The following is a 23,577-nucleotide window of genomic DNA, read 5'->3' on the forward strand; positions in this document are numbered from 1 at the left end:
GAAAGTGGAGACGAATGCTCGAGGGGACACACGTCGCGCTCGGAGTGACGGGGAGCATCGCGGCCGTGAAGACGGTGGAACTCGCCCACGAACTCCGGCGACACGGCGCGTCCGTACGCGCCGTGCTGACCGACGGCGCCCGGGGTATCGTCCATCCCTGGGCGGTGGAGTTCGCCACCGAGACGCCGCCGGTGACGGAACTGACGGGGGCGGTGGAACACGTCGACCTCTGTGGGCGTGAGGGGTGGGCGGACGTCCTGTTGATCGCTCCCGCCACCGCCAACACCGTCGGGAAGGTGGCTGCCGCCGTCGACGATACGCCCGTGACCACGTGCGCCACGACAGCCCTCGGCGCGGACATCCCCGTCGTCGTCGCGCCCGCGATGCACGAACCGATGTACGACCACCCCGGGGTGCTGGACGCCATCGACCGCGTCGAATCCTGGGGCGTCGACTTCGTCGATCCGCGGATCGAGGAGGGGAAGGCCAAACTCGCGAGCGAAGCCGCCATCGTCACCGCCGTCGCCCGCGCGACGACGCCGGATCCCCTCGCGGGTCGGCACGTCGTCGTCACCAGCGGCGCAACCACGGAGTCGGTCGATCCGATCCGGACGCTCTCCAACCGCGCCTCCGGTCGAACCGGGCGGGCCGTCGCCCGCGCCTGTCACGTCCGCGGCGCGTCCGTCACCCTCGTCCACGACGGCCCGGACGTTCACTACGCCGACGTGTGCACCGTCGAGAGCGCCGCGGAGATGCTCGACGCGGTGGTGGCGGCCGTCGCCGACGACGATTCGGCGGACGCCCTCGTCTCCGCCGCCGCCGTCTCCGATTTCACCCTCGACTCCGCGCCCGAGAAGATCCGGTCGGGCGAGTCGATCACCCTCGAACTGGAACCGACGCCGAAACTCATCGATACGATTCGGGCCGACCACCCGGACCTCCCGATGGTCGGGTTCAAGGCGGAGACGGGCGGCGACGACGAGGCGATGGTCGAACGGGCGCGTGCCCTCCGCGACCGGGTCGATCTCGCGTTCGTCGTCGCCAACGACGCCTCGGTGATGGGTGCGGACGACACCCGGGCACTGATCGTCGGTACGGACGACGTGGCTCGGTACACGGGGTCGAAGGCGGGCCTCGGCGCCCGCGTCGCCGACGAACTCGTCGCGGTACTCGACTGACGATGGACGGGAACCGCGGTTCGAGCGGGGGTGCTGGCGGTATAGCAATAGTTATGAAAGCGGAACCGAAGCCTACACGATGACAAGAATGAACGGGGGAGCCACCGCTCGGGTCGCCGGAGGTCGACCGCCGGATGGCGGCTGACCACGACCGGGACGTACTCGTCCCGGTCGGCGACTCGGAGACGCTTCGACGGACCGTAACCTACGCGGTCGAACGAGCCCACGAGGCTGCCGCCTCGGCCGGCGAGGGCGCGACCGTGCACTTCGTCTTTCCCGCACGCTGGCGCAGCTACGAGACCGATCGGGAGAACGTCGTCTCGGCGTCGTCGCTGCTGGATCGGGTCGTCGCCTGGGCCGAAGAGGACCTCGACGAGTTGATCGGCGAGGACGAGGCGAGGACCGTCGCCTTCGAGTCGGCCACCGTCGGCACGAGTGAGTACGTCTTCAGCCCCGGCGACTTCGCCGATGTGATCGCCCGATACGCCGACGCGAACGAGGTCGGTCGGATCGTCGTCGACCCCTCGTTCCGTCCCGGCGGGAACGTCCCGATCCTGCGCTCCTTCGAGGAAGAACTCGCGGAGCGTGGTTTCGACGTGCTGGAGGCGCCAGTAACCCGACGGACCAGCCGTCGACTCCCCTTCACCGATATCGGACTCCCCGAGTTCTTCGTCGTCTACGCCGCCTCGTTGCTGTTCTACCTCGCCATCGGCGGGTGGCACGTCACCGACGGCTACGAACTGGCTACGGGCGCCGCGACGGCCGGCGTGGTAACGCTGACGCTCGCCCGCGTCACGATGAAAGGCGAGCTCCCGCGTCTCGGCTACGTCGGGGCCACCGTCCTCCGGATGGCCGCCTACGCGCCGATCCTGCTCTGGGAGATTACGAAGGCCAACTTCGCGCTCGCCTACGTCGTCCTCCACCCGAAACTCCCGATCGACCCGCGAACCGTCGAGTTCGACGCCGCGGTGTGGGGCGACATGCCGGTTACGACGCTCGCGAACTCCATCACGCTGACGCCGGGGACGCTGACCGTCGACGTGAGTCGCCAGCACTTCATCGTCCACGCCCTGATCCCCGACGCGGAGGACGACCTGCTCGAAGGCACGCTGGAGCGCCTCGTTCGCTTCGTCTTCTACGGCCGCGAGTCCGCACGCATCCCGTCGCCGTTCGAACGCCGCGACGACGATGGGGGGTCCTGAGATGGTCTCCGAGACCCTCTCGACGCTCTTTCTCGGCGCCGCCGGCGCGTTCGCGTTCTTCGCGGTGGTCCTGCTCTACCGGGTCGTCCGCGGCCCGACCACCCAGGACCGCATCGTCGCCATCAACGTCGTCGGGACGAACACCGTCATCGTCATCGCCCTCGTGAGCGTCGCGCTCGGCGAGTACGGCTACCTCGACGTGGCGCTGGTGTACGCTCTCCTCAACTTCGTCATGAGCATCGCCGTCTCGAAGTTCACCGTCGAGTGGGGTGGCGTCATATGACTCCCGTCGAGTATCTCGCGGCCGCGCTCGTTCTCGGCGGCACCTTCTTCGGGTTCGTCGCCACCGTCGGGCTGCTCCGCCTCCCCGACCTTTACTCGCGGCTCCACGCCGCCTCGAAGAGCGACACCCTCGGCTCGGTGCTGGCCATCGCAGGGACGGCCACCGCCCTCGGGGCCTCCACCGAGTCGATGAAGATGGTGTTCCTGCTCCTGTTCCTGTTCCTGACGAGTCCGACCGCCGCCCACGCCATCGCCCGCGCGGGCAGGGAACAGGAAGTCGAACCGGTCGGCGAGGAGGCGTCCTGGGACGACGCCACCGGAGGGGAGCGACAGTGAGCCTCTCCGTCCCCGTCGCCATGGTGTTGCTGTTCATGCTGGGGAGCGCGCTCGCAGCCGCGCTGCTCCGGGACGTGGTCGGCAGCATCGTCGCCTTCGCCGGCTACAGCTTCGGAGTGGCCGTCCTCTGGGCGTTCCTCCGAGCACCCGACGTGGCGCTCACCGAGGCGGCCGTCGGGGCTGGCATCACGACGGTGCTGTTTCTGCTCACCATCGCTCGGACCTCCGTCTCGCGCTCGGAGCGGTTCGAGGGGATCAGCCTTCGTTCGCTGCTGGCCGTCGTGGCCATCGTCGTCACCGTCGGCGCGACTGTCCCGGCGCTACCCCCCGTCGGGGCGTCAGGGACGCCGGTTCTGAGCGGCGGAGTGAGTCAGTATTACCTCGACAACGCCTACGACCAGACCGGCGTGACGAACGTCGTCACGGCCGTCCTCGTCGGCTACCGTGGTTTCGACACGCTGGGCGAGGCGGCCGTCGTCTTCGCCGCCGGCATCGCCATGCTGCTGGTCCTCCGACGGGAGGCGTTCGTATGAGCGAACGATCCCCGTCGTCCGAGGACGACGCCGGCGAAGGGGACGGGGCGGACGGGGCGGACGGCCGCCTCACGCGCCCCGCCGAGGACCGGCCGCCGTCCGTCGAGAGCACCATCATCATGACGACGGTCCGGGTGATCGCTCCATTCGTGTTGACGCTCGGGGTGTTCGTCATGTTCCACGGAGCCAGCTCCGCCGGCGGCGGGTTCCAAGGCGGCGTTATCGCCGCGACCACCGTCGTCATGCTCGGGTTCGCGTTCGGCATCGAACCCATCGCCACGCGACTGCGGAACTACCACCTCGCCGGACTCGTCCTCGGGGGACTCGGTACCTTCCTCGCCATCGGATTCGGCGGCTACCTCGTCGGCGACACCTTCCTGCAGATCTCCGGATACGAGACGCTCGTCCACCATGGCAGTAAGTACAGCATCGAACTCGTCGAACTGGGTATCGGTATCGTCGTCGCCGGGGTCATCACCGGCCTGTTCTTCCTGCTCGGAACCGGTGTCGACACCGCCCGCGACGCGACCGAACCCGGCACGGAGGCGGATCGCTAGATGATCGAACTCCTGACGACGAAGTACACGTACCTCACCGTCGTGGCGTTGCTCGCCATCGGCGCCTACGTCATGATCGAGAGCGACAACTTCGTCAAGAAGATCATCGGAATGAACGTGTTCCAGACGGGCATCTTCGTGTTCTTCATCTCGGCCGCCTTCCGCACCGGTGGCCGCTCACCCGTCGTCCAGAGCGGCGGTGGTGGCGGGCCGTTCGTCAGCCCGCTTCCGCACGTCCTGATCCTGACCGCAATCGTCGTCGGAGTGAGCCTCACCGCCGTGGCCCTCGGCCTCGTCGTGCGCATCTACGAGAGCTACGGCACCATCAACGAGGACACCCTAGAGGAGGTGCTGGCGAATGACTGACGCCTACCTCCCCCTGCTGGTCGCCATCCCCCTGCTCGGTGCGCTACTCGCCGTGGCGACGGGGCTGGTGACGGCCCGCGGCCCGGCGCTCGTCGCCTGGGTGGTTCTCGGGGTACAGACGGCCCTCGCGGTTTGGCTCGGATCGACCGCCATCACCCAGGGCCCCCTCTCCGCCGACGTCGGCGGCTTCGTTGCGCCGTACGGCATCGAACTCGTCGTCGACGGCCTGTCGGCGGTGGTGCTCGCTCTCGTCGCCGTCGTCTCACTCGCCGTGCTGGCGTTCGTGGCCGAGGACGAACCGGGGGGAACCGCGTTCTACACCGAGTACCTCCTGCTCGTCACCGGGTTGTCCGGGATGGCCGTCACGGGCGACGTGTTCAACCTCTACGTCTTCCTCGAAATCACGGGGCTTGCGACCTACGCGCTGGTCGCGTCGGCCGGGACGGGTCGGTCGGCGGTGTCGGCGCTCAAGTACCTGCTGTTCGGTACCGTCGCGGCCTCCCTGTACCTGCTCGGCGTGGGCTACGCGCTGGTGGCGACGGGGACGCTCAACATGGCCGACCTCTCGGTCGAACTGGCGCGAGTGGGCTACGACTCGCCGCTCGTGCTCGCCTCCTTCGGCTTCATCGTCGTCGGTCTCGCGACCAAGACGGCGCTGTTCCCGCTGCACACCTGGCAGCCCGACGCCTACGGTGACGCCCCGGACAGCGTGAGTGCGCTGATCGCGGCACTCGTCTCGACGGTGGCCGTCTACGCCCTGTTGCGACTGGTCTACACCGTCTACACGCCGGCCTTCTTCGAGGCCGTTCCCGTCGCCCGCGAGGCCTTGGTCGCCTTCGCGGCGGTCAGCATCGTCGTCGGGAGCGTCCTCGCCGTCGCGCAGTCCGAAGTCAAGCGGATGCTCGCGTACTCCTCGGTGTCTCAGTACGGCCTGGTCGTCGTCGGCATCGCCATCGGAACGCCGGCGGCCGTCTTCGGTGCCGTCGTCCACCTCCTCGGACACGCGATCATGAAGGGTGGCCTGTTCGTCGCGGCGGGCGCCGTCGCCGATCTGACCGGCGCGCGGACCGTCGACGAGTACGCCGGCCTCGCGGATCGCTTCCCCGTCCTCGGGGGCGCGAGCGCCGTCCTCATGCTCGCGATGGTGGGTGTCCCGCCCGCCGTCGGCTTCGCGGGCAAGTGGTACATTGCACTCGGCGCCGTCCGGGCGGGGTCGTGGCCGGTCGCCGTCGTCATCTTCGCGTCCACGCTCCTGACGCTCGCCTACTTCGCGCTCCTCGTCGAGCGCATGTTCGTCGCACCGGCCTCCGCGAGCGTGCAGGCGGCGACCGACGGCGGGAGCGACGGCCGCGACCGACCGTCGCGGCCCAGTCGCCGGGCGCTCGCTCTCGTGATCGGCGCCGGCGTCGTCGCCGTCGTCATGGGCCTCGCCGTCACCGAACTCGGGACCGCGCTCCAACCGACCATCGACACGCTTCTCTCGTCATGACCGACATCGCCTCACTCAGACCGGCTCTGGCCGTCGCCGTCGCGGCGGTCGCCGTGGTACCGATCCTCGCCTCCGCCCGTCGGCCGAACCTCCGCGAGGGGTGGACCGTCCTCGCGGCCGGCGGCTCCTTCGCCCTCGTCGCCAGCATGCTTCCCGGGGCACTCTCCGGGACGGTCCGCGTCTCGAACCTCGGGACGCTCGTCACCGGCGTCGAACTCTCCCTGCGTGCGGACCCGCTGGGTATGCTCTTTGCCACCGTCGCCAGCCTGCTCTGGCTGGTGACCAGTTTCTACAGCATCGGCTACATGCGCGGCCTCGACGAGGGCGATCAGACCCGCTATTTCGCCGCGTTCGCCGCGAGCGTCGCCGCCGCCCTCGGCGTCGCCTTCGCCGCCAACCTCGTCACCACGTTCGTCTTCTACGAACTCCTGACGGTCGCCACGTATCCGCTCGTCACCCACGACGAGACGGCCGAGGCGCGGGCGGCCGGCCGCAAGTACCTCGCCTACACCTTCGGCGGCGGGGTGGCCGTCCTCGCGGGGACGGTGCTCGTCGCGACGATGACCGGCACCACCGACTTCACCGCGGGTGGCATCGCTGCCCTCGCCACCGCCGATCCGATCCTCGCGCGAGCGGCGTTCGTCCTGCTCATCGGCGGATTCGGCGTCAAGGCGGCGCTCATGCCGCTTCACTCCTGGCTCCCCGACGCGATGGTGGCGCCAACGCCCGTCTCGGGCCTGCTCCACGCCGTCGCCGTCGTCAAGAGTGGGGTGTTCGGCATCGCCCGTGTCGTCCTCGACGTCTACGGCGTCGAATTGACGGGGACGCTCGGCATGGGCTTGCCCCTCGCCGTCGTCGCCGCTGCCACCCTCCTCCTCGCGAGCGTCATCGCACTCCGCCAGGACAACCTCAAGCGGCGGCTGGCGTTCTCGACGGTGAGTCAGCTCTCCTACATCGTCCTCGGTATCGCGATTCTCGACCCGCAGTCCATCGTCGGTGGGCTCCTCCACATCCCCGCCCACGCGTTCATGAAGCTCACCCTCTTCTTTACCGCCGGCGCCATCCACGTCGAGACCCACACCGACGACATCAGCGAGATGGCCGGCATCGGCAAACGGATGCCGCTGACGATGCTCGCCTTCGGCGTCGCCGCCGCGGGTATGGCCGGCATCCCGCTCGTCGCCGGCTTCGTCAGCAAGTGGTATCTCCTGCTGGGGAGTGTCGGCGCCGGTCAACCCGTCTTCGCCGTCGTACTCTTGCTCTCGGGCGTCCTCAACATCGCGTACTTCTGGCCGGTCTTCTACCAGGCCTTCTTCGAGAGCGAGGACGACCACGACGCGAAGCCGCTCGTGGAGTTCTCCCTCGGCGGCGAGACGCGGTCGATCCTGCCCGAGGAGTCGGTCTACGAACCCGATCCCGTGACCGACGGTGGGCACGCGAGCGAGGTAAACGAGGCGAGCGGGTCCTCGTCGGACTACCAGTCCGACGGTGGGCACGCGAGCGAGGTAAACGAGGCGAGCGGGTCCTCGTCGGACTACCAGTCCGACGGTGGGCACGCGGACGACCACGATGGTCACCACGGCGGTCCGCCGGCCGGTGGGTGGGAGCGTCGTGACTGGCTGGGCGGCGAGAGCACCTGGTTCATGCTCGGGCCGATCCTGGCGGCGATGACGGGCGCCGTCGTTCTCGGCGTGATTCCGGGGACTGCGGTCTTCCTGCGACTCGTGAAGGTCATCGTCACCGCGGCGACGGGGGTGGCCGTCTGATGGCCACCGATCCGCTCACTGCCGTGCCGCCCGGGCTCCTGGTCCTCGCCGCGGCGTTCGTGGCCGGCGTGGCCGGCCGCCGCCTCGGCCACCTCGTCGGCGGCCTCACGACCGCGCTCGTTACCGTCTGGATCTGGGTCGTCCCGCAGGGGACACATTTCGCCGGGACGCTGTTCGGCTTCGACGCCGTCTTCTTCCAGGTGGACCCGTTCTCGCGGGTCGTCGGCCTCGTCTTCGCGTTCATCGCCACCGTCGCCGTCGCCTACTCGTGGGCGACGGACGCGAGCAACAGACAGACCGCCTACGCGCTCACCTACGTCGGCTCCAGCCTCGGCGCCGTCTTCGCCGGCGACTGGCTGACGATGGTGGTGTGGTGGGAGCTGATGGCCGTGACGAGTACGATTCTCGTCTGGGACTACGGCGGGAAGGCCGTCCGCGCGGGCTTCCGGTACGCCGTCCTGCACGGCATCGGCGGTAGTCTCGTCCTCGGTGCCATCGCGTGGCACTACGTGTCCGTCGGCTCCTTCCTTTTCACCGCCGCCGACGGCATGGTCGGAACGGTGCCGCAGGTACTCGCCGCGGTGGGTATCGGCGTCAACGTCGGCTTCATCGGCCTGCACGCGTGGCTCCCCGACACCTATCCCCGGCCCCACATCGCCGCGAGCGTCTTCCTCTGTGTCTACACGACCAAGACCGGCGTCTACGCCATGTACCGGGCGTTCCCGGAGGGTCACCTCTGGATCGCGTACATGGGCGGGGCGATGGCCGTCTTCGGCGCCGCCGCTGCGCTCCTCCAGAACGACATGCGCCGCCTGCTCTCCTATCACATCCAGTCGCAGGTCGGCTACATGGTCGCCGGCGTCGGTATCGGCAGCGCGCTAGCGCAGGCGGGCGCCTTCGGCCACGTGTTCAACCACATCCTCTACAAGAGCCTGCTGTTCATGACTGCCGGCGCCGTCGTCTACAGTACCGGCGAGGAGAACCTGAAGTACCTCGGCGGCCTCGCACGGAAGATGCCCGTGACGGCCATCGCGTTCACCATCGCGGCGCTCTCCATCGCCGGCTTCCCCGGCTTCAACGGCTTCGTCAGCAAGGGTATCGTCATCTCCGCCAGCCACTACTCGTTCGTGAAAGGGCCGCTCGTCGTCGGCGACTTCTACACGCTGGAGTTGCTGCTCCTCCTCGGCGGCGTCGGGACGTTCCTGTCGTTCATCAAGTTCGGGTACTACGCCTTCCTCCACGGGCCGTACGAGGGCGACCCCGTGACTCCGGCGCCGCGGCCACAACAGGTTGCGATGATACTAGTTGCGGCACTGTGTGTGTTCTACGGCGTCTTCGACGGTGCGTTATTCAGCCTACTCCCGTTCGACGTGACCGACGAAACCGTCGTTACCCACGTCTACCACACCTACACCGTCGGCCACATCGTCGAGGGTCTGGCCCTCGCCGCCGCCGGCGTCGTCGGCTTCGTCGTTCTGAAGAAGCCACTGTCGAAGGTCGGGCGCGTGCCCGACGTGGACGCGGGCTACAATCCGCTCGTCTTCTACGGTACCCGAGCACTGGTCGTCGGCGTCACCGAGACGTACGCGGCCGTCGACCGGGTGGTCGTCTCGCTCGTCGACAGGGCCGCCGCGGTCCGCGCCGACCCCGCCGCCCTCTCGCGCTATCGCGCCAACATCGGGGGGAGTATCTTCATCCTGATGCTCGTCCTCGGCGGCGCTCTGGCGTTGCTGGGGGTCGTGTAACCCGTCCACATATTTTTTATTGGACGGGGTCCTGAGCCGAATCGATGCAGGTGTGGCGGTTCCTGACGTCCGAGGACGCCCAGAGCGAAGTGGTCGGGACCGTCCTCCTCGTCGCCATCACCGTCGTCGTCGCCTCGATTCTCGGCGTCTTCGCGTTCGGAGTGGCGAACAACGAGCGGATCCCACAGATGGCACTCGACTTCGAGTTCGGCGGCTCGGACGTGACGATCACCCACGAGGGTGGAAACACGGTCACCACCGACGGAACGTTACGAACACGCGTGAGCGAAGGCACCCTCACGGGCGACGACTGGGCCGACCTCGACGGACCGATCGAGTCGGGGACGAACGTCACGCTCGTCCACGAGGAGGGCGGCGGTCGGGCCCCCTGGGACGGGGAGACGGTTCGTGTCAGGTGGCAGAGCGACGACGGGGAGGCGTCGGCAGTGATCGCCCGACGGCGGGCGCCGACGTGACCGCAGCGTCGGCGTGTCGGGCCGTCGTAGTCGCCCATTCGAGCGGTGCCGGCCGACGAATCGCCACCTTTTATTCTCGACCCCCGGTACGGTCGACATGGACCAGTTGCGGCAGTCGCTTCTCGACGCGCCGATCATCGAGAAAGGGGAGTACGAGTACTTCGTCCACCCCGTCAGTGACGGCGTTCCGATGCTCCGTCCCGAACTTCTCCGCGAAATCGTCATCAAGATCATCCGCAAGGCGGATCTGGAGGACATCGACAAAATCGTCACCCCCGCGGCGATGGGCATCCACATCTCCACCGCCGTCTCGCTCATGACCGACATTCCGCTGGTCGTCATCCGGAAACGCCAGTACGGTCTCGACGGCGAGGTGTCACTCTCGGCCCAGACGGGATACTCCGAGAGCGAGATGTACATCAACGACGTGGAGGAGGGTGACCGCGTCCTCGTCCTCGACGACGTGCTCTCAACCGGTGGGACGATGAAGGCCATTCTCGACGCCCTCGAACACATCGGAGCCGAGGTGATCGACGTGGTCGCGGTCATCAAGAAGGCGGGACCGAACGATCTCGACGACGCGGGCTACAGCGTCAAGACGCTCATCAACGTCACCGTCGAGGACGGCGAAGTCATTATCGTCGACCCACACGGCGACGGGTAGCCGCCTGACCTCGACGGAGTCGGGTGATTCTACTGACCGATGGGTATTAGTGCGCACCGCCGTTTTGAGAAGGTATGCCGCCTGGTAACGACCGTCGGGGAACTCCGGAAACGGCGGATCGTCGAGGACGACGGGGACGCCGCGACGTGTTGAAACTCCTCGGGGCGACGGGCGTCGCCGGTCTCGCGGGATGTTCGGGGAACGGGAGTAGTTCCGATGCCCAGAACGGCCAGCGGAGCATCGAGGGGAGCTACGTCTCCGCGTCGAGTGTCGACGCCCAGTCGCTCAACTGGCTGACCATCGCCGACGCGACGTCGGGGTCGTTCGTCACCGCGACCCTCGACGGGATATGGGCGATCAAGCCGAATCGGGAAATCTTCCCGCTGTGGGGCGACTACTCGACGGACGACGGGCGCGTCTACGAGATAGAACTCCGGGACAACCTACAGTGGGGTGCGGGCTACGGACGGATGACCGCCGAAGACTGGGTCTACATGATCGAGAACGTCTTTCAGGCCCAGCCGAACTGGAGCGGGTATCCCAATGCGAACGACTGGTTCCGTACGAACCCCGAGTCGGGGGAGCGGGAGCCGATTCCCGTCGAGCAAACCGGAGAACTCACCTTCGAGATTCGGCTGTTCGAGGTCGATCCCTCGCTGCCGTTCAAACCGATCCTGTGGCGCCAGCAGTGCATACCGAAGGGGATTCTGGAGAAGTACGTCGAGAGCCAAGACAGCGAGGGACTCCAGCAGGACGAGGAACTCAACACGCTGGCTTACACCGGTAACCTCGGTCCGTACACCTACGACACGTGGGAACGGTCCGCCCGCTACACCGTCTCCCGTAACGACGACTACTACCTACGGGACGTCGATGATGTCCCCGAGCGGTTCGGGGAGGCACCGTACTTCGAACAGCAGACGACTCGAGTCATCAGCGAGGAGAGCACGCGTCTCGGCGCACTGGAGTCCGGCGAAGTCCACTCCGCAGGTATCCCGCCGGATAAGGCCAACCGCTTCGAGAACCTCCCGAACGTGACGGTCAACGTCACTCCCCAGCCGTATCTCCGCCTGATCGTCTACAACATGCGGGCGAACGGGTGGGAGCCGTTCCGCTCGAAGGCGGTTCGCCGTGCGCTCGCCTTCGCCGTGAACAAAGAGACCGTCGTCCAGAACGTGCTCCGTGGCTACGCGGACGTGGCTCAGACGATGCAGCCGAAGTGGTCGGAGTGGTACGACGACAGCGAGGTGACGGAGTTCGGCGTCGGCGACCGGTACGGCCCGGAGACGGCCCGGTCCCGGCTCGAATCGGCACTGTCGGGCACCGAGTACGCCTACGACGGGGAACGACTCGTCGACGACGACGGCGAGCAGGTGACGCTGTCGATATACTACGACTCCGGCCAACCGACCGAGAGCACCATCGCGGAGTTCATCGCCCAGGAGTTCGGGGAGAACGCCGGCATCGACGTCCAACCCGAAGCCGTCTCCTCGTCGACGTTCCAGAGTAACTACGTCCAGACGTCGGCGCCGGAGGGAACCGACCCCGAGTGGACCGCGGGCGTGTTCAACGGCGGCCCGCGCGACGTGGCCACCAGCGCCGAGTCGTGGGACATGTCTATCAACCTCCAGTTCAACACGTATCCCTTCACGCCGGCCTCCAGCAAGGGCTTCTTCGAGGAACGCGGCGGCATCAACTTCTACGGCTACTACCCCGAGGCGAACATCTCCGAACTCTACGAGCGGGCGTCCGCGACGACCGACGAGGAGCGCCGTCGCGAACTTTTCGGGGAAGCGTTCGGCCTCATCAACGAGGAACAACCCTTCGGCTTCCTCGCCATGCCGTCGAGCGTGACGGGATACGCCGAGGACGTCCGGGGCTACGACGAGGAGTTCAACACGGGGTGGGACTCCCAGACGTGGTACTTCGCGTGAACGGGGGGCGACCTGACCAGTGAGCATGCGCTGGTACGTGGCCCGGCGGGTGCTCTGGGCGGTGTTCGCCACTTACCTCATCCTCTCGATAACGTGGGGACTACTCGCTATCACACCGAACCCGGCCGCCGAACAGATGCAGTTCCAGGCCGCAGCCAGCGGCGGGTCCGCGGAGGCGGCCGAGGAAGCCTTCGAGGCGCGGCGCGGCCTCGACCGTTCGCCGTGGGTTCGCTACCGCGAGTACATGCACAACATGGTGACGCTGAACTGGGGGTGGTCACAGAGTCGCTCCCAACCGGTCGTCGACGCCATCGCCAACGCGTTGCCGTACACGGCCATCTACTCCGTGCCGACGACCATCCTCTCCATCCTGCTCGGCCTCTCCATCGGGCTCTACTCGGCGACTCACCAGTACACGAAGACCGACTACGCAGCCACCTTCTTCGCCTTCTTCGGCTACGCCATCCCGAACTTCTGGTTCGGGATCATCCTCCTGTTGGTCTTCGGGGTGCAACTCGGGTGGTTCCCGGTGGTGTTCGACTCCGACTTCCCCTTCTTCAGTCTGGGGATGGCCCGGCAACTCGTCTTGCCGGTGGTCGTTCTGGTGACCGGCACCATCGCCGGCGTGATGCGCTACTCCCGAGCCGAGGCGCTGGAGTACGTCGAGGCGGAGTTCGTCAAGACGGCCAAATCGAAGGGTGCGGACGGCTACCGCGTACTCACCAGACACATCCTGCGGCCGGCGGCGGTACCCCTGATGACCATCCTCGTCGGCGATATCCTCGGCATCTTCCTCGCGGCGTCGTACCTCGTCGAGGTGGTCTTCGGTATCCCCGGACTGGGCCAACTCTCGTACAACGCGATCATCGCCCAGGACACGTCGCTGGTGCTCGGGACGACGCTCATCTTCACGTTCATCTCGGTCATCGGCAACCTCGTACAGGACGTAGCGTACACGGTTCTGGACCCGCGGATCGACTTCGGTGATCGCTGATGAGCGGGGACCCGGACACCTTCGAGTCGGTGGACTGGGCGGAGACGGGGAGTCGGCTCTCCACGCTGTCCCGTCGGGACCGCTGGGCGCTCCTGACCGCCCTCGGCGTCGTCGCCGTCTTCCTCTACGACTACGCCGTCCTCCCGTCGCGCAGGCCGACGATCACGTTTCCCGTCGAGTGGAACGTCACGCAACTCGACTGGCTGTTCGTGACGACGCTGCTCGCACTCGTCTTCTACGTCGTCGTCCCCCTCTACGACAACCGGCGGCTGACCGCCTACTACTGGCGGGAGTTCCGGAAGAATCGGATGGCGGTGCTCAGCCTCGGCTACCTGTTCGTCGTCTTCCTCGTCGGCGTCGTCGGACCGCTCTTGCTCGAGAAGCCAACGCTCGCCCTAGAGCAGGCCTACCAACCGCCCGTCTTCACGACCGTCGACGCGACGGTGCCGGTGGACTGTCTCGGCGACGTGGTGGACGGCCGCTGTACCGGGACGATGGCCCATCCGCTCGGGACCACCGGCGACGGCAAGGACATCCTCGTGTTGGTCGTCTACGGGATGCAGGTCAGCATGAAGGTGGGGTTGATTTCGACGCTCCTGGTGGTGACTATCGGCACGGCCGTCGGTACCGTCGCCGCCTACGGGAGCGGGCTGGTCGACGAGATTCTGATGCGCTACGTCGACATCCAACTCGTCTTCCCCGCCTTCTTCCTCTACCTCCTGCTCACCTACCTCTTCGGCGGGAGCCTGTTCATGTTCATCGTTATCTTCGGGCTGACGGGCTGGGGATCCATCGCACGGCTGGTCCGTTCCGAGGCGCTCCAGCGGGCCGAGGAGGAGTACATCACGGCTGCTCGGAGCGCGGGCGCGGGAACGCTCTACGTCATCCGTCGACATCTCGTCCCCAACGTCTCGAACAGCGTCATCACGGCGGCGACGCTGTTGATCCCGGGTTTCATCCTCTTCGAGGCGTCGCTCTCCTTTCTCTCGCTCGGCGATCCGACCGTCCCCTCGTGGGGGCAGGTGATCGCCAACGGACGGAGCGACCTCTCGACCGCGTGGTGGGTGTCGACGTTCCCCGGCGTGTTCCTCTTTACGACCATCCTCGCGTTCAACTTCATGGGCGACGCGTTACGTGACGCGCTCGATCCGAGGCAGGAAACATGACCGACGATCCGCTGCTCTCGATCCGCGACCTGCACACCGTCTTCAACACCGACGAGGGCGTCGTCCGCGCCGTCGACGGAGTCAGCTTCGACGTCGACCGCGGCGAGACCGTCTGTCTGGTCGGCGAGTCCGGGAGCGGCAAGACCGTCACCGGCGAGTCGATCACGCGCCTGCTCCGCATGCCGCCCGGGGAGATCACCGACGGTGAAATCGTCTTCGACGGGCAGGACCTCACGACGCTCTCGGACGAGGCCATGCGCGACCTCCGAGGTGACCGCATCGCCCACGTCTTCCAGAACCCGCAGGGAGCGCTCAATCCGGTCTACACGGTCGGCTGGCAGATCGTCGAGGCGGTCAAACTCCACGAGGACGTCTCCCGAAAGACGGCTCGCGACCGCGCGGTCGACCTCCTGGATCGGGTCGGTATCCCCGAGGCGACCCGCCGGTTCGACGACTACCCCCACGAGTTCTCGGGTGGCATGAAACAACGCGTCTCCATCGCGATGGCGCTCGCGACCAATCCCGACCTGCTGATCGCCGACGAACCGACCACCGCCCTCGACGTGACCATCCAGAACCAGATCCTCGGCCTCCTCTCGGATCTGCAGGCGGAGTTCGACATGAGCATCCTGCTCATCACTCACGACCTCGGCGTCGTCGCAGAGGTGGCGGACCGCGTCGTCGTCATGTACGCCGGAAAGGTGATGGAACGCGGCGGCGTCTTCGACGTGTTCGAACGACCCGCTCACCCGTACACCCGCGCGTTGCTCGACTGCTTGCCGGGGCGTGGCGACGGGACCTCGTCCATCGGCGGCCGCCTCCCCCCGCCGACGGACCCGCCGGACGGCTGTCGGTTCCACCCGCGGTGTGCCCACGCGGTCGACGCCTGCAGGCAGGGCGACCAGCCGGCTGATACCCCGGTCGACGGCGACGAGGACCACGTCGTCTCCTGTGTCCACTACGAACCCGGCGGCGATCCGTCGGTCGTTCGGGGCGACGGGGACGCCGTGGCCGCGGAGGACACGCACGCTCCCGACGGGGGGACGTCCACGGACGAGGAGGTGACCGGACGATGAGTCGGCCGCTGCTCGACGTGGAGGGGCTGAAGAAGCACTACCCCGTCACGGAGGGGATCCTCCGGAACGAGGTGGGACGGGTCCGCGCCGTCGACGGGGTGAGTTTCATCGTCGACCGCGGCGAGACGCTGGGGCTGGTCGGCGAGTCGGGGTGTGGGAAGTCGACGGCGGCGACGTCCGCGCTCCGCCTCGAGGAACCGACGGCCGGGCACGTCGTCTTCGACGGCGAGGACGTGACCGCGTACGACGACCGGGAACTGAAGCGGTTCCGGCGACGCGCCCAGATGGTGTTTCAGGACCCCACGTCGAGTTTCGATCCGCGGATGAGCATCGGCGAGTCGGTGGCCGAACCCCTGCGTGTTCACGGAATGCACGACCGGGAGCGTCGCCGCCGCATCGTGGGGGACCTGCTCGAACGCGTGGGACTCGACGCCGCCGATATGGACCGCTACCCACACGAGTTCTCCGGCGGGCAGAAACAGCGGGTCGGCCTGGCGCGAGCGCTCGTCATCAACCCCGATCTGATCGTCGCCGACGAACCCGTGAGCGCCCTCGACGTGAGCGTGCAGGCGGACATCCTCGACCTGATCGACCGCCTCCAGTCGACGTTCGGGCTCGCCATCCTCGTCATCAGCCACGACATGGGCGTCGTCCGCGAGGTGTGTGATCGGGTGGCGGTGATGTACCTCGGCGAAATCGTGGAGACGGCGCCGACGGCGGAGTTGTTCGAGGACCCTCAACATCCCTACACCAGGGCGTTGCTTGGGTCGACACCGGTGGCCGACCCACGGCGTCGGGGGCAGGGGACGAGCCTCACCGGCGACGTACCGAGTCCCTCCGATCCGCCGCCGGGCTGTCGGTTCCACACCCGCTGTCCGGAGGTGATCCCCGACGAGGACTACGGACTGACCGAGGGGACGTGGCGAGCGGTGTTGAATCTCCGCCTGCGGGTCGTCTCGGCCGGCGTCGACGTGGCGGCCGTCCGCGAGTACGTCTCGCCGACCGACGACCCCAAGGACGCCGACCCGGCCGCGGTGCGGGCCGCGATTCGCGAGGAGTTCGACGTCCCGGCGGAACTCCCCGATGCCCGGGCCGAGGCGGCGCTGTCGGAGGCACTCGACCGGGTCGCAGTCGGCGACTTGGAGGGTGCGGCTGACCGACTCGCCGAGGCGTTCCCGACGGTGTGTCGGCGCGAACGCCCGGGTCTAGTGCCCACGGCCACCGACCTCACGGCGTCCGAGTGGTCGGCGATCAAGGAGTTCCGCGTGTGGGTGGCGACGCTCGTGGACGAACCTATCGACTCCGTGACCGACCGGGTGCGGGAGCGGTGTGCCGAGGAGTCGGACCGTGAGGGAGGCGTCGACCGCCTCGCGGTCCGGGCGGCGTTCCGACTCCCGGAACCGCTCTCTGACTCGGACGCCGAGCGTGCCGTCGGGGCGGCCGTCGACTCGCTGTTGGCAGGGGACGCTACCGGCGCCGCCGACGAACTGTACGGCACCTTCGGACCGCTCCGGGAGAGCGCCTGTCACCTGACCGGCGAACGCGCCCACGAGCGGCCGTCATCGGCCGACCGCACGCGGTGACCGGCCCGCCGGGGGAGTCAGCCCCGACGTCCGTCGATTCGGAACGCGGGTTCGTCGACGTTCTCGCTCCGGCACTCGGGGCAGTTCGAGGGCTCGTTGACCGGGTCGTCGAACCCGTCGAAGCCACAGTCACGACAGGTTGGCGGGGCGACGAGCAGCCGTTCGTCGGTCCCCGAGAGCGACTGCGCGACGTGTCGCAGGTGGTCGTAGACGGCGGACCGGGCGGTACCGATACGCGTTGCGAGTTCGCTCGCCGTCGCGGCGTCCTGCCGGAGGGCGGCCGTGATCCGTTCCCGTGTCGTCGATTCCATAGCGTCCGTTCTCGGCTCGGTGCCAAATTCCTTTCTTCGGTCCCGGGTCGGCAACCTGATACAAAACAAACTTGGCACTGTAGTGGGTCGGTTCCCCCATGAAGGCCATCGTTCTGGCGGGCGGCTACGCGACGCGGCTCTGGCCGATCACCAAACATCGGCCGAAGATGTTTCTCCCCGTCGGCGAGTCTACGGTCATCGACACCGTCTTCGAGGATCTGGAAGCCGACGACCGCATCTCCGAGGTGTACGTCAGCACCAACGAGCGATTCGCCGACGAGTTCGCCGCCTACCTCGCCGACAGCGAGTTCGAGAAACTCACACTCTCCGTCGAGGAGACGACGGCCGAAGACGAGAAGTTCGGCGTCGTCGGGGCACTCGCCCAGCTCATCGACCGCGAGGGGATCGAGGAGGATCTCCTCGTCGTCGCGGGAGACAACCTCATCAGCTTCGACATCGCCGAGTTCGTCGACTTCTTCGAGGCCAAGGGAACGCCCACGCTCGCGGCCTACGACGTCGGTTCGAAGGAGCGAGCGCGCTCCTACGGGCTGGTCGACCTCGACGGCGACCGTGTCGTCGACTTCCAGGAGAAGCCCGACGACCCCAAGAGCACGCTCGTCTCCATCGCCTGTTATGCCTTCCCGGCGGGCACCCTCCCACTGTTCGAGGAGTACCTGGCGGCGGGGGAGAATCCGGACGAACCGGGCTGGTTCATCCAGTGGATGCAGGCCAGACGACCGGTCCACGCCTTCAGCTTCGACGGCGCGTGGTTCGACATCGGCACTCCCGAGAGCTACCTCGACGCCGTCGCGTGGCACCTCGACGGCGACGTCCGCGTCGACGCGAGTGCGACCGTCGAGAACGCCACGCTCCACCGGAACGTCCACGTGATGGCGGGTGCGGAGGTGGTCGACTCGACGCTCGAACGCACCGTCGTCTTCCCCAACGCGACCATCCGCGACGCGGACGTTCGCGGGTCGATCATCGACGAGGAGACCCGCATCGAGAACCTCGACCTCGCGGACGCGCTCATCGGTGCCCACTCGACGATGACGAACGGCGGCCCGGACGCGTAGTTCAACAGTGGGCGGCGGGACCGACCGCCGGCCGTTCGATCCGAATCGTCGCCAACACCCCGATTCTCCGCGTTCGGCCGATGGGCACACCGTGACACCTCATCCTCGCAAGCCGGATTCGGCGCGTCGTCGGTCACCCGTCGTCACAGCGAGTTTCCTCGACCGGACCGAGACGCGCGTCCGTAACCCGCAGATGTCCGCGCGTCCCGTCCCAGACCGGTTCCCACGTCAGTTCTATGGGGCGGCGCATGTGTGGCGCGTCGGTGACGAGTGTCTCGAACTCCCCGCCCTCGCCGAGAGGGTGAACGCCGTACTCGTCGTTGAGGGCGACGAGTTCGTCGAGGGCGTCGGCGTCGAGGCGCCGACCGAGCCACGAGTCGTCGAGACCGGCGGCCGCTACCTGAACGATCACGATCTCGAAGCCGGCGTCGAGCATCGCTTCGGCGAGTTCGACCGGATCCCGCTGCCACAGCGGCGCGAACAGGTCGATGCCGAGACGGTCACACATCCCCTCGATCCGACTCGTCTGAAACTCGCTCTCGACGGCGCCGGCGGTGACGCCCGCGAGATTCACCTCGCTCGCGAGGTCCCGGAGGGCGGACTCCAGCGGTTCGAGTTCGGCGTCGCCCTGCGCTCCGGCGTCGGTAGCGGATTCGGCACCCAGGTCGCCGGGTCGAATCTCCAGCAGGTCGATCCCGATACTCTCGGCGGCCAGGGACGCGAGGTCGGTCGCCGGGACGTGGTACATATAGGAATCCTCACCGGGGTGGACGGTTACCAGTCGGTCCACGTCGAGGCCGCGTTCGAGCGCGCGATACAGCGCCCACGAGGAGTCCTTGCCGCCGGAGAAGAGGCTCGCCCATACGTCGCCACCGGCCCGCGGCCGGTCGTCCGAGGGGCATCGTCCCCCGCTGTCGTCGGTCATCGGCGGCGCTACGGGGGGCATGGGGTTAGGGACTGCGGTCGAACGTCGGGGGCGGCGGTGGGAACTGTCCGGCCAGACACTTCCGGCCGTAAGTCGGTACAGGAGTTCGCCACCCCGAGGTGGCGACTCTCTCGAAACAGGTACAGCCGGCAGTATTACATGTAGCCCAGGTCGCGGAGGCGCTCCATGAGGTCCTCCTTGTCCTGGGCGCGGCCGGCGCGTTCGGTCGTGTTCTCGATGTCCTGCAGCCAGGCCGGTTCCTCGTCGGACTTCTCGGTGCTGACCTCGCTCCCGAGCGATCGGAAGCCGGCGAAGTACTTGGGGCTGACCGGAACGTCGTCCTGAGTCAGGCCGTTCGGCAGGTCCTCGGCGCTCTGGGGGACGTAGCCCTCGTCCGGGAAGTCGGCCACCGTGTCGGGGACGACGTAGTTCCAGAACGCGTCCCACACGTCGCGTTCGGCGAACTGCAGGATCGGCTGAATCCGGTCGTGGGGCGGGTAGATGTCGGGGTCGTGACGCGGGCTGAAGAACGTCTCGTCGGCGCGGGCCTCCTGCTCGTCCCAGCGGACGCCGGAGATGACGCCGTCGATGTCGTACTCCTCCAGTGCGTCGTTGAGCGCGACGGTTTTCAGCAGGTGGTTGCCCACGTAGGTGTCGAGCAGGAAGGGGAAGTCGTCCTCCTCGTACTCCAGAATGTTCCGAATGTGGTGCCGATTGTGTTCGGACAGCGCGGAGACGGGGATGTCGTCGCCGGGTTCGAGGCCGTGTTCCTCGACGTAGGCGCCGACGTCCTCGTTGCGGGCGTAGATGACGTCGAGGTCCCACTCCTCGGCCCAGTGGTCCACGAAGTCGTGGATGGCGTCGAAATGCTGGAAGTGATCGATGAACACTGCCGGCGGCGTCTCGAGGTCGAACTGCTCGGCGACCTCTTTGATGAAATAGAGCGTGAGCGTCGAGTCCTTGCCACCGGTCCACATCACGGCGGGATGCTCGTACTGTTCGAGTCCGCGGCGCGTGACTTCGATGGCCTTCTCGATCTTGTCTTCGAGCGTCGGATAGTCGTCCGGCGTCTCGCCCTCACCGTCGGCGTAGTCGACGTCGAGGTAGTCTGGGAACTCGCTCATCGTGTAATGAGATATAATTAGCCAGGGTAAAGTGCCTTATGACTCACGCCGGGTCCCGATAGAGCACGACGCTGACGTTGTCGCTGCCGCCGTTCTCGTTCGCGGCGTCGACGAGACGGTCGACCGCTCCGTCGAGGGACGCGTCGACGACGGCCGCCTTGATCGCCGATTCGGGGACTTCCTCGGTCAGTCCATCCGAACAGAGCAGGAGCGTCCCCCGCACCGATCGGTCGTACACGTCCGGGTCGACATCGTCGCTCGTGCCGAGAGCCTGCGCGAGAACGTGGCGCTGGGGGTGGTCGTCGGCCGCCTCGGGATCGATCACGCCCTCCTCGATCAGGTTTCGGACGACCGACTGGTCGACCGTGATCCGATCGATCGTCGTCTCGGTGACGTGGTACGCGCGGCTGTCGCCGACGTTCACGACCGTCGCCTCCCCGTCCCGCACCGCCGCAGCGACGAGCGTCGTTCCCATTCCTTCCCGGCCGTCGGTAGCCGCCGCGCGCACGCGGTCGTTCGCCGTCTCGACGGCCGCCGTGAGCGTCGCGGCGACGTCGTCAGCGCCGTCGAGACGGCCGTCGAGCGCCGCTTCGAAGCCGTCGAGGGCGGTTTCGCTGGCCACGTCACCTGCCCGGTGTCCGCCCATGCCGTCCGCGACGGCGAGGACCGTCCAGTCCCCGACGGTCGTCACCAGCAGGTCGTCCTCGTTGTGGTCACGGGTACGGCCCACGTCACTCCCGGCGGCGGTCCGTGTCATCGCTCACCCGCCATCGTCACGCGGATCGAAAGCCGGACTGTCGACATTCGGGGCAGGTATCGCCCGTGTAAGTGCGTTCGTGGCGCTCACAGAATTGCTGCGTGTCCGTCGCGTCGCCCCCCCGGTCACACTCGGGGCAGACGCCACCCGGTCCCGTGAGTTTCGTGCCGCAGTCGGTACAGTACGTCGGACCGCCACCGGTCGACGACTCCGTGCTCGAACCGCTCGCTCGCCGCCCGTCGTGACCCTCCGAACCGCCGATCGACGATCGGTTGACGACGTTGTCGTCACCGACCGTCGTACTGCGGTCGACGTTGGTCTGGTCGCCGACGACGACGTCACCCTCGCCCTGATGGACGACGTTCTGCTCGACGGTGGCCTCGCGTTCGACGGTGAGCGTGAGCGTCGTCCGATAGCCGACGCTGATGGTCGCGTCCCGAGCCACCGTCTCTACGAATCCCTGCTCCACGTCGAACTCCTCGCCACCCGTGGTGACCGTGACGCCGTTGGTGTTGCCGTCGTTTCGAATCTCCACGAACTCCGATTTCGGCGCGAGACTCACCGGCGCCTGGCCGTTCTTCTTCCGCGATACCGTCGCGTCGGCGACGCCGAGCGGTCGGACCGTCCCCGACGTCTCGACCACGATCCGGTTGTTCTCGTCCGGCTTTCGGTACAGTTCGGCGTACGACTCGAGCGGAATCCGACCCCCGTCCGCGTCCACCACAGATAGATACCCCCTCATCGATCGTGTGAGGGTATCACGGTGGTCGGCTTGTAAATGTAAGGCCACGGTGGTCGGCTGCGCCGCCGGCGGCGGAATCGTCGCCGACAACCTCGGGGATGCCGTCGGCCGACGGCTGGAACGGGTGGCCGAGCTGCGCTCGGAGTGATCGGACGCCGAGCGCTCGTGGTACTCGGTGACGCGGCGGCTCGGTGGACTGCGTCCGGAGACGCGCGGAGCGTCGTGCGAAACCGGTCGTGACCGTGACGACGGTCAGTCGCTGATGAACTGGTTGTCCCGCCAGTTGACGCCGTTTTTCTCGGCCTGAGACTGGCTGGGATTCTCGACGACTTCGACCGATGCGGGGCGGTCCTCGCCCTCGACGATGCGTGTCGCCTTGAGTTCGTCGTCCTCCTCGACGATGGCGGTTAGCGTCCCCTTCTCGGCCATCCGGGCGATGTCCCGGAGGACGAGAAACATGGGATACTGCAGTGCGGTGTTCTGGAGCACCGTCTCGCGGTCACCCTTGAAGCAGGCGAACTCGACGAGCTCCGAGGGAATCTCTTCTTCCTCTTCCTGCCAGGGACCGCCGGCGCGCGGCGGTTCCTCCTCGTACACGCGCGTCTCGGTGACGCTCGCTTTGAGCTGTGCGGTCGGGGTGTACTTGCTCAGGTTCTCGTCCTCGGCGACGGCCTTGAGGATGAGCGTGTTGTTTCGTCGAGTGAGTGTTACGTCGTCGATTTCGGGGGGGAGGTCGGGATCCCCCTCGAAGTAGTCCTGCACGTCTTCGAGTGGCAGTTCGAGTGTCGAATGGAGTCGATATACGCGGCCTGACATAGTTTATTCTCGGCGAGGGTGGCGCCACTACGCCCGTCTACTGGGACGTAGGGGACGTGTGCTTATATGACCTACTGTTCCAGTTGCGCGACGAACACGTCGGGACGATGTGTCACTCGCCCGCGAGCGTCGCTTCGAGTTCGCCGCGTTCGTCGAGTTCGGCGAGGACGTCGCTCCCTCCGACGAACTCCTCCTCGACGTAGGTCTGCGGCGTCGTCTCCCACCCGCTGTGGGATTCGAGCGCCGCCCGGAACTCCGGCAGCGCGGGCAACACGTCCACCGTCTCGAAGTCGTCGACGTACTGATCGATCAGTTCGAGCGCTCGCTGGGAGTACCCACACTGGGGCATCAGGCGGTTCCCTTTCATGAACAGCACCACGTCGTTCTCCTCGATGGCCGCATCGACACGCGCCTGTACGTCCTCGGCGTCGAGGTCGCTCCCGGGTTGGAACGTCATGTCCCGACGTAGGGTGCGACGA

General features: G+C 67.2%; 24 protein-coding genes and 1 pseudogene. 18 read left to right on the forward strand and 7 right to left on the reverse strand.

Annotation, left to right across the window (positions count from 1 at the left end; all coding sequences use genetic code 11):
- Nucleotides 1-14 precede the first annotated feature (14 nt).
- The 17 genes and pseudogenes from coaBC to V8686_RS11895 form a co-directional block, all read left to right on the forward strand.
- Complete coding sequence (gene coaBC, locus V8686_RS11815) at nt 15-1,178, forward strand: bifunctional phosphopantothenoylcysteine decarboxylase/phosphopantothenate--cysteine ligase CoaBC (protein ID WP_379704375.1); 1,164 nt, start codon at nt 15-17, stop codon at nt 1,176-1,178.
- A gap of 134 nt (nt 1,179-1,312) precedes the next feature.
- Complete coding sequence (locus V8686_RS11820) at nt 1,313-2,380, forward strand: monovalent cation/H+ antiporter subunit E (protein ID WP_379704377.1); 1,068 nt, start codon at nt 1,313-1,315, stop codon at nt 2,378-2,380.
- A gap of 1 nt (nt 2,381) precedes the next feature.
- Nucleotides 2,382-2,663 (forward strand): cation:proton antiporter, encoded by a 282-nt coding sequence (locus tag V8686_RS11825; protein WP_379704379.1) that lies wholly within the window; start codon nt 2,382-2,384, stop codon nt 2,661-2,663.
- Nucleotides 2,660-2,998 carry a monovalent cation/H(+) antiporter subunit G gene (gene mnhG, locus V8686_RS11830; RefSeq protein ID WP_379704381.1) on the forward strand — a complete coding sequence of 113 codons (339 nt, stop codon included), beginning with the start codon at nt 2,660-2,662 and terminating at the stop codon, nt 2,996-2,998. The genes V8686_RS11825 and mnhG overlap by 4 nt, the downstream gene beginning before the upstream one ends.
- On the forward strand, nt 2,995-3,531 hold the full coding sequence (locus V8686_RS11835; RefSeq protein WP_379704383.1) for a DUF4040 domain-containing protein: 537 nt from the start codon (nt 2,995-2,997) through the stop codon (nt 3,529-3,531). Before mnhG ends, V8686_RS11835 begins: the two co-directional genes overlap by 4 nt.
- Nucleotides 3,528-4,088, forward strand: coding sequence for an MnhB domain-containing protein (locus tag V8686_RS11840; RefSeq protein WP_379704385.1), 561 nt, complete (start codon nt 3,528-3,530; stop codon nt 4,086-4,088). Before V8686_RS11835 ends, V8686_RS11840 begins: the two co-directional genes overlap by 4 nt.
- Nucleotides 4,089-4,454: a cation:proton antiporter subunit C gene (locus tag V8686_RS11845; protein WP_379704386.1), complete on the forward strand. Its 366-nt coding sequence runs from the start codon at nt 4,089-4,091 to the stop codon at nt 4,452-4,454. It abuts the gene before it with no gap.
- The gene (locus V8686_RS11850; RefSeq protein ID WP_379704388.1) at nt 4,447-5,943 is read left to right on the forward strand and encodes a proton-conducting transporter transmembrane domain-containing protein; all 1,497 of its coding nucleotides are present in this window, start codon (nt 4,447-4,449) and stop codon (nt 5,941-5,943) included. Before V8686_RS11845 ends, V8686_RS11850 begins: the two co-directional genes overlap by 8 nt.
- Nucleotides 5,940-7,709 (forward strand): cation:proton antiporter, encoded by a 1,770-nt coding sequence (locus V8686_RS11855; RefSeq protein ID WP_379704390.1) that lies wholly within the window; start codon nt 5,940-5,942, stop codon nt 7,707-7,709. Before V8686_RS11850 ends, V8686_RS11855 begins: the two co-directional genes overlap by 4 nt.
- Nucleotides 7,709-9,454 carry a Na(+)/H(+) antiporter subunit D gene (locus V8686_RS11860; protein WP_379704392.1) on the forward strand — a complete coding sequence of 582 codons (1,746 nt, stop codon included), beginning with the start codon at nt 7,709-7,711 and terminating at the stop codon, nt 9,452-9,454. The genes V8686_RS11855 and V8686_RS11860 overlap by 1 nt, the downstream gene beginning before the upstream one ends.
- 44 nt (nt 9,455-9,498) lie before the next feature.
- Nucleotides 9,499-9,930 carry a type IV pilin N-terminal domain-containing protein gene (locus V8686_RS11865; RefSeq protein ID WP_379704394.1) on the forward strand — a complete coding sequence of 144 codons (432 nt, stop codon included), beginning with the start codon at nt 9,499-9,501 and terminating at the stop codon, nt 9,928-9,930.
- Nucleotides 9,931-10,027: 97 nt separating this feature from the next.
- On the forward strand, nt 10,028-10,594 hold the full coding sequence (hpt, locus tag V8686_RS11870; protein WP_379704396.1) for a hypoxanthine/guanine phosphoribosyltransferase: 567 nt from the start codon (nt 10,028-10,030) through the stop codon (nt 10,592-10,594).
- A gap of 74 nt (nt 10,595-10,668) precedes the next feature.
- Nucleotides 10,669-12,528 (forward strand): ABC transporter substrate-binding protein, encoded by a 1,860-nt coding sequence (locus V8686_RS11875; protein WP_407343970.1) that lies wholly within the window; start codon nt 10,669-10,671, stop codon nt 12,526-12,528.
- Nucleotides 12,529-12,553: 25 nt separating this feature from the next.
- Complete coding sequence (locus V8686_RS11880) at nt 12,554-13,522, forward strand: ABC transporter permease (protein ID WP_379706554.1); 969 nt, start codon at nt 12,554-12,556, stop codon at nt 13,520-13,522.
- Nucleotides 13,522-14,688, forward strand: a complete 1,167-nt coding sequence (locus V8686_RS11885; protein ID WP_379704400.1) for an ABC transporter permease — start codon at nt 13,522-13,524, stop codon at nt 14,686-14,688. The genes V8686_RS11880 and V8686_RS11885 overlap by 1 nt, the downstream gene beginning before the upstream one ends.
- Nucleotides 14,685-15,764: an ABC transporter ATP-binding protein gene (locus V8686_RS11890; protein WP_379704401.1), complete on the forward strand. Its 1,080-nt coding sequence runs from the start codon at nt 14,685-14,687 to the stop codon at nt 15,762-15,764. The genes V8686_RS11885 and V8686_RS11890 overlap by 4 nt, the downstream gene beginning before the upstream one ends.
- Nucleotides 15,761-17,002: pseudogene (locus V8686_RS11895) on the forward strand (ABC transporter ATP-binding protein); the annotation flags it as partial. The gene V8686_RS11890 and the pseudogene V8686_RS11895, both read left to right, overlap by 4 nt.
- 362 nt (nt 17,003-17,364) lie before the next feature.
- Here V8686_RS11895 and V8686_RS11900 read toward each other — a convergent pair.
- Nucleotides 17,365-17,658, reverse strand: coding sequence for a transcriptional regulator (locus tag V8686_RS11900; protein ID WP_379704403.1), 294 nt, complete (start codon nt 17,656-17,658; stop codon nt 17,365-17,367).
- Nucleotides 17,659-17,756: 98 nt separating this feature from the next.
- Here V8686_RS11900 and V8686_RS11905 point away from each other — a divergent pair, with 98 nt between their 5' ends.
- The gene (locus tag V8686_RS11905; protein ID WP_379704405.1) at nt 17,757-18,734 is read left to right on the forward strand and encodes a sugar phosphate nucleotidyltransferase; all 978 of its coding nucleotides are present in this window, start codon (nt 17,757-17,759) and stop codon (nt 18,732-18,734) included.
- Nucleotides 18,735-18,867: 133 nt separating this feature from the next.
- Here V8686_RS11905 and V8686_RS11910 read toward each other — a convergent pair whose 3' ends face one another.
- The 6 genes from V8686_RS11910 to V8686_RS11935 form a co-directional block, all read right to left on the reverse strand.
- On the reverse strand, nt 18,868-19,659 hold the full coding sequence (locus tag V8686_RS11910) for a diphthine--ammonia ligase (protein ID WP_379704407.1): 792 nt from the start codon (nt 19,657-19,659) through the stop codon (nt 18,868-18,870).
- A 155-nt stretch (nt 19,660-19,814) separates the two neighbouring features.
- Entirely contained in the window at nt 19,815-20,783 is a 969-nt protein-coding gene (locus V8686_RS11915) for a phosphoadenosine phosphosulfate reductase family protein (protein WP_379704409.1), read from the reverse strand.
- Nucleotides 20,784-20,826: 43 nt separating this feature from the next.
- Nucleotides 20,827-21,540 (reverse strand): PP2C family protein-serine/threonine phosphatase, encoded by a 714-nt coding sequence (locus tag V8686_RS11920; protein WP_379704411.1) that lies wholly within the window; start codon nt 21,538-21,540, stop codon nt 20,827-20,829.
- A gap of 16 nt (nt 21,541-21,556) precedes the next feature.
- A complete protein-coding gene (locus tag V8686_RS11925) occupies nt 21,557-22,264 on the reverse strand; it encodes a hypothetical protein (protein ID WP_379704413.1) in 708 nt (235 codons plus the stop codon).
- A gap of 270 nt (nt 22,265-22,534) precedes the next feature.
- Nucleotides 22,535-23,098 carry a DUF7110 family protein gene (locus tag V8686_RS11930; RefSeq protein WP_379704415.1) on the reverse strand — a complete coding sequence of 188 codons (564 nt, stop codon included), beginning with the start codon at nt 23,096-23,098 and terminating at the stop codon, nt 22,535-22,537.
- 112 nt (nt 23,099-23,210) lie between these two features.
- Nucleotides 23,211-23,555 (reverse strand): glutaredoxin family protein, encoded by a 345-nt coding sequence (locus V8686_RS11935; protein WP_379704417.1) that lies wholly within the window; start codon nt 23,553-23,555, stop codon nt 23,211-23,213.
- Nucleotides 23,556-23,577: the final 22 nt, after the last annotated feature.

It is taken from the genome of Haloplanus litoreus (assembly GCF_045690335.1).
Classification (GTDB): Archaea; Halobacteriota; Halobacteria; order Halobacteriales; family Haloferacaceae; genus Haloplanus; species Haloplanus litoreus.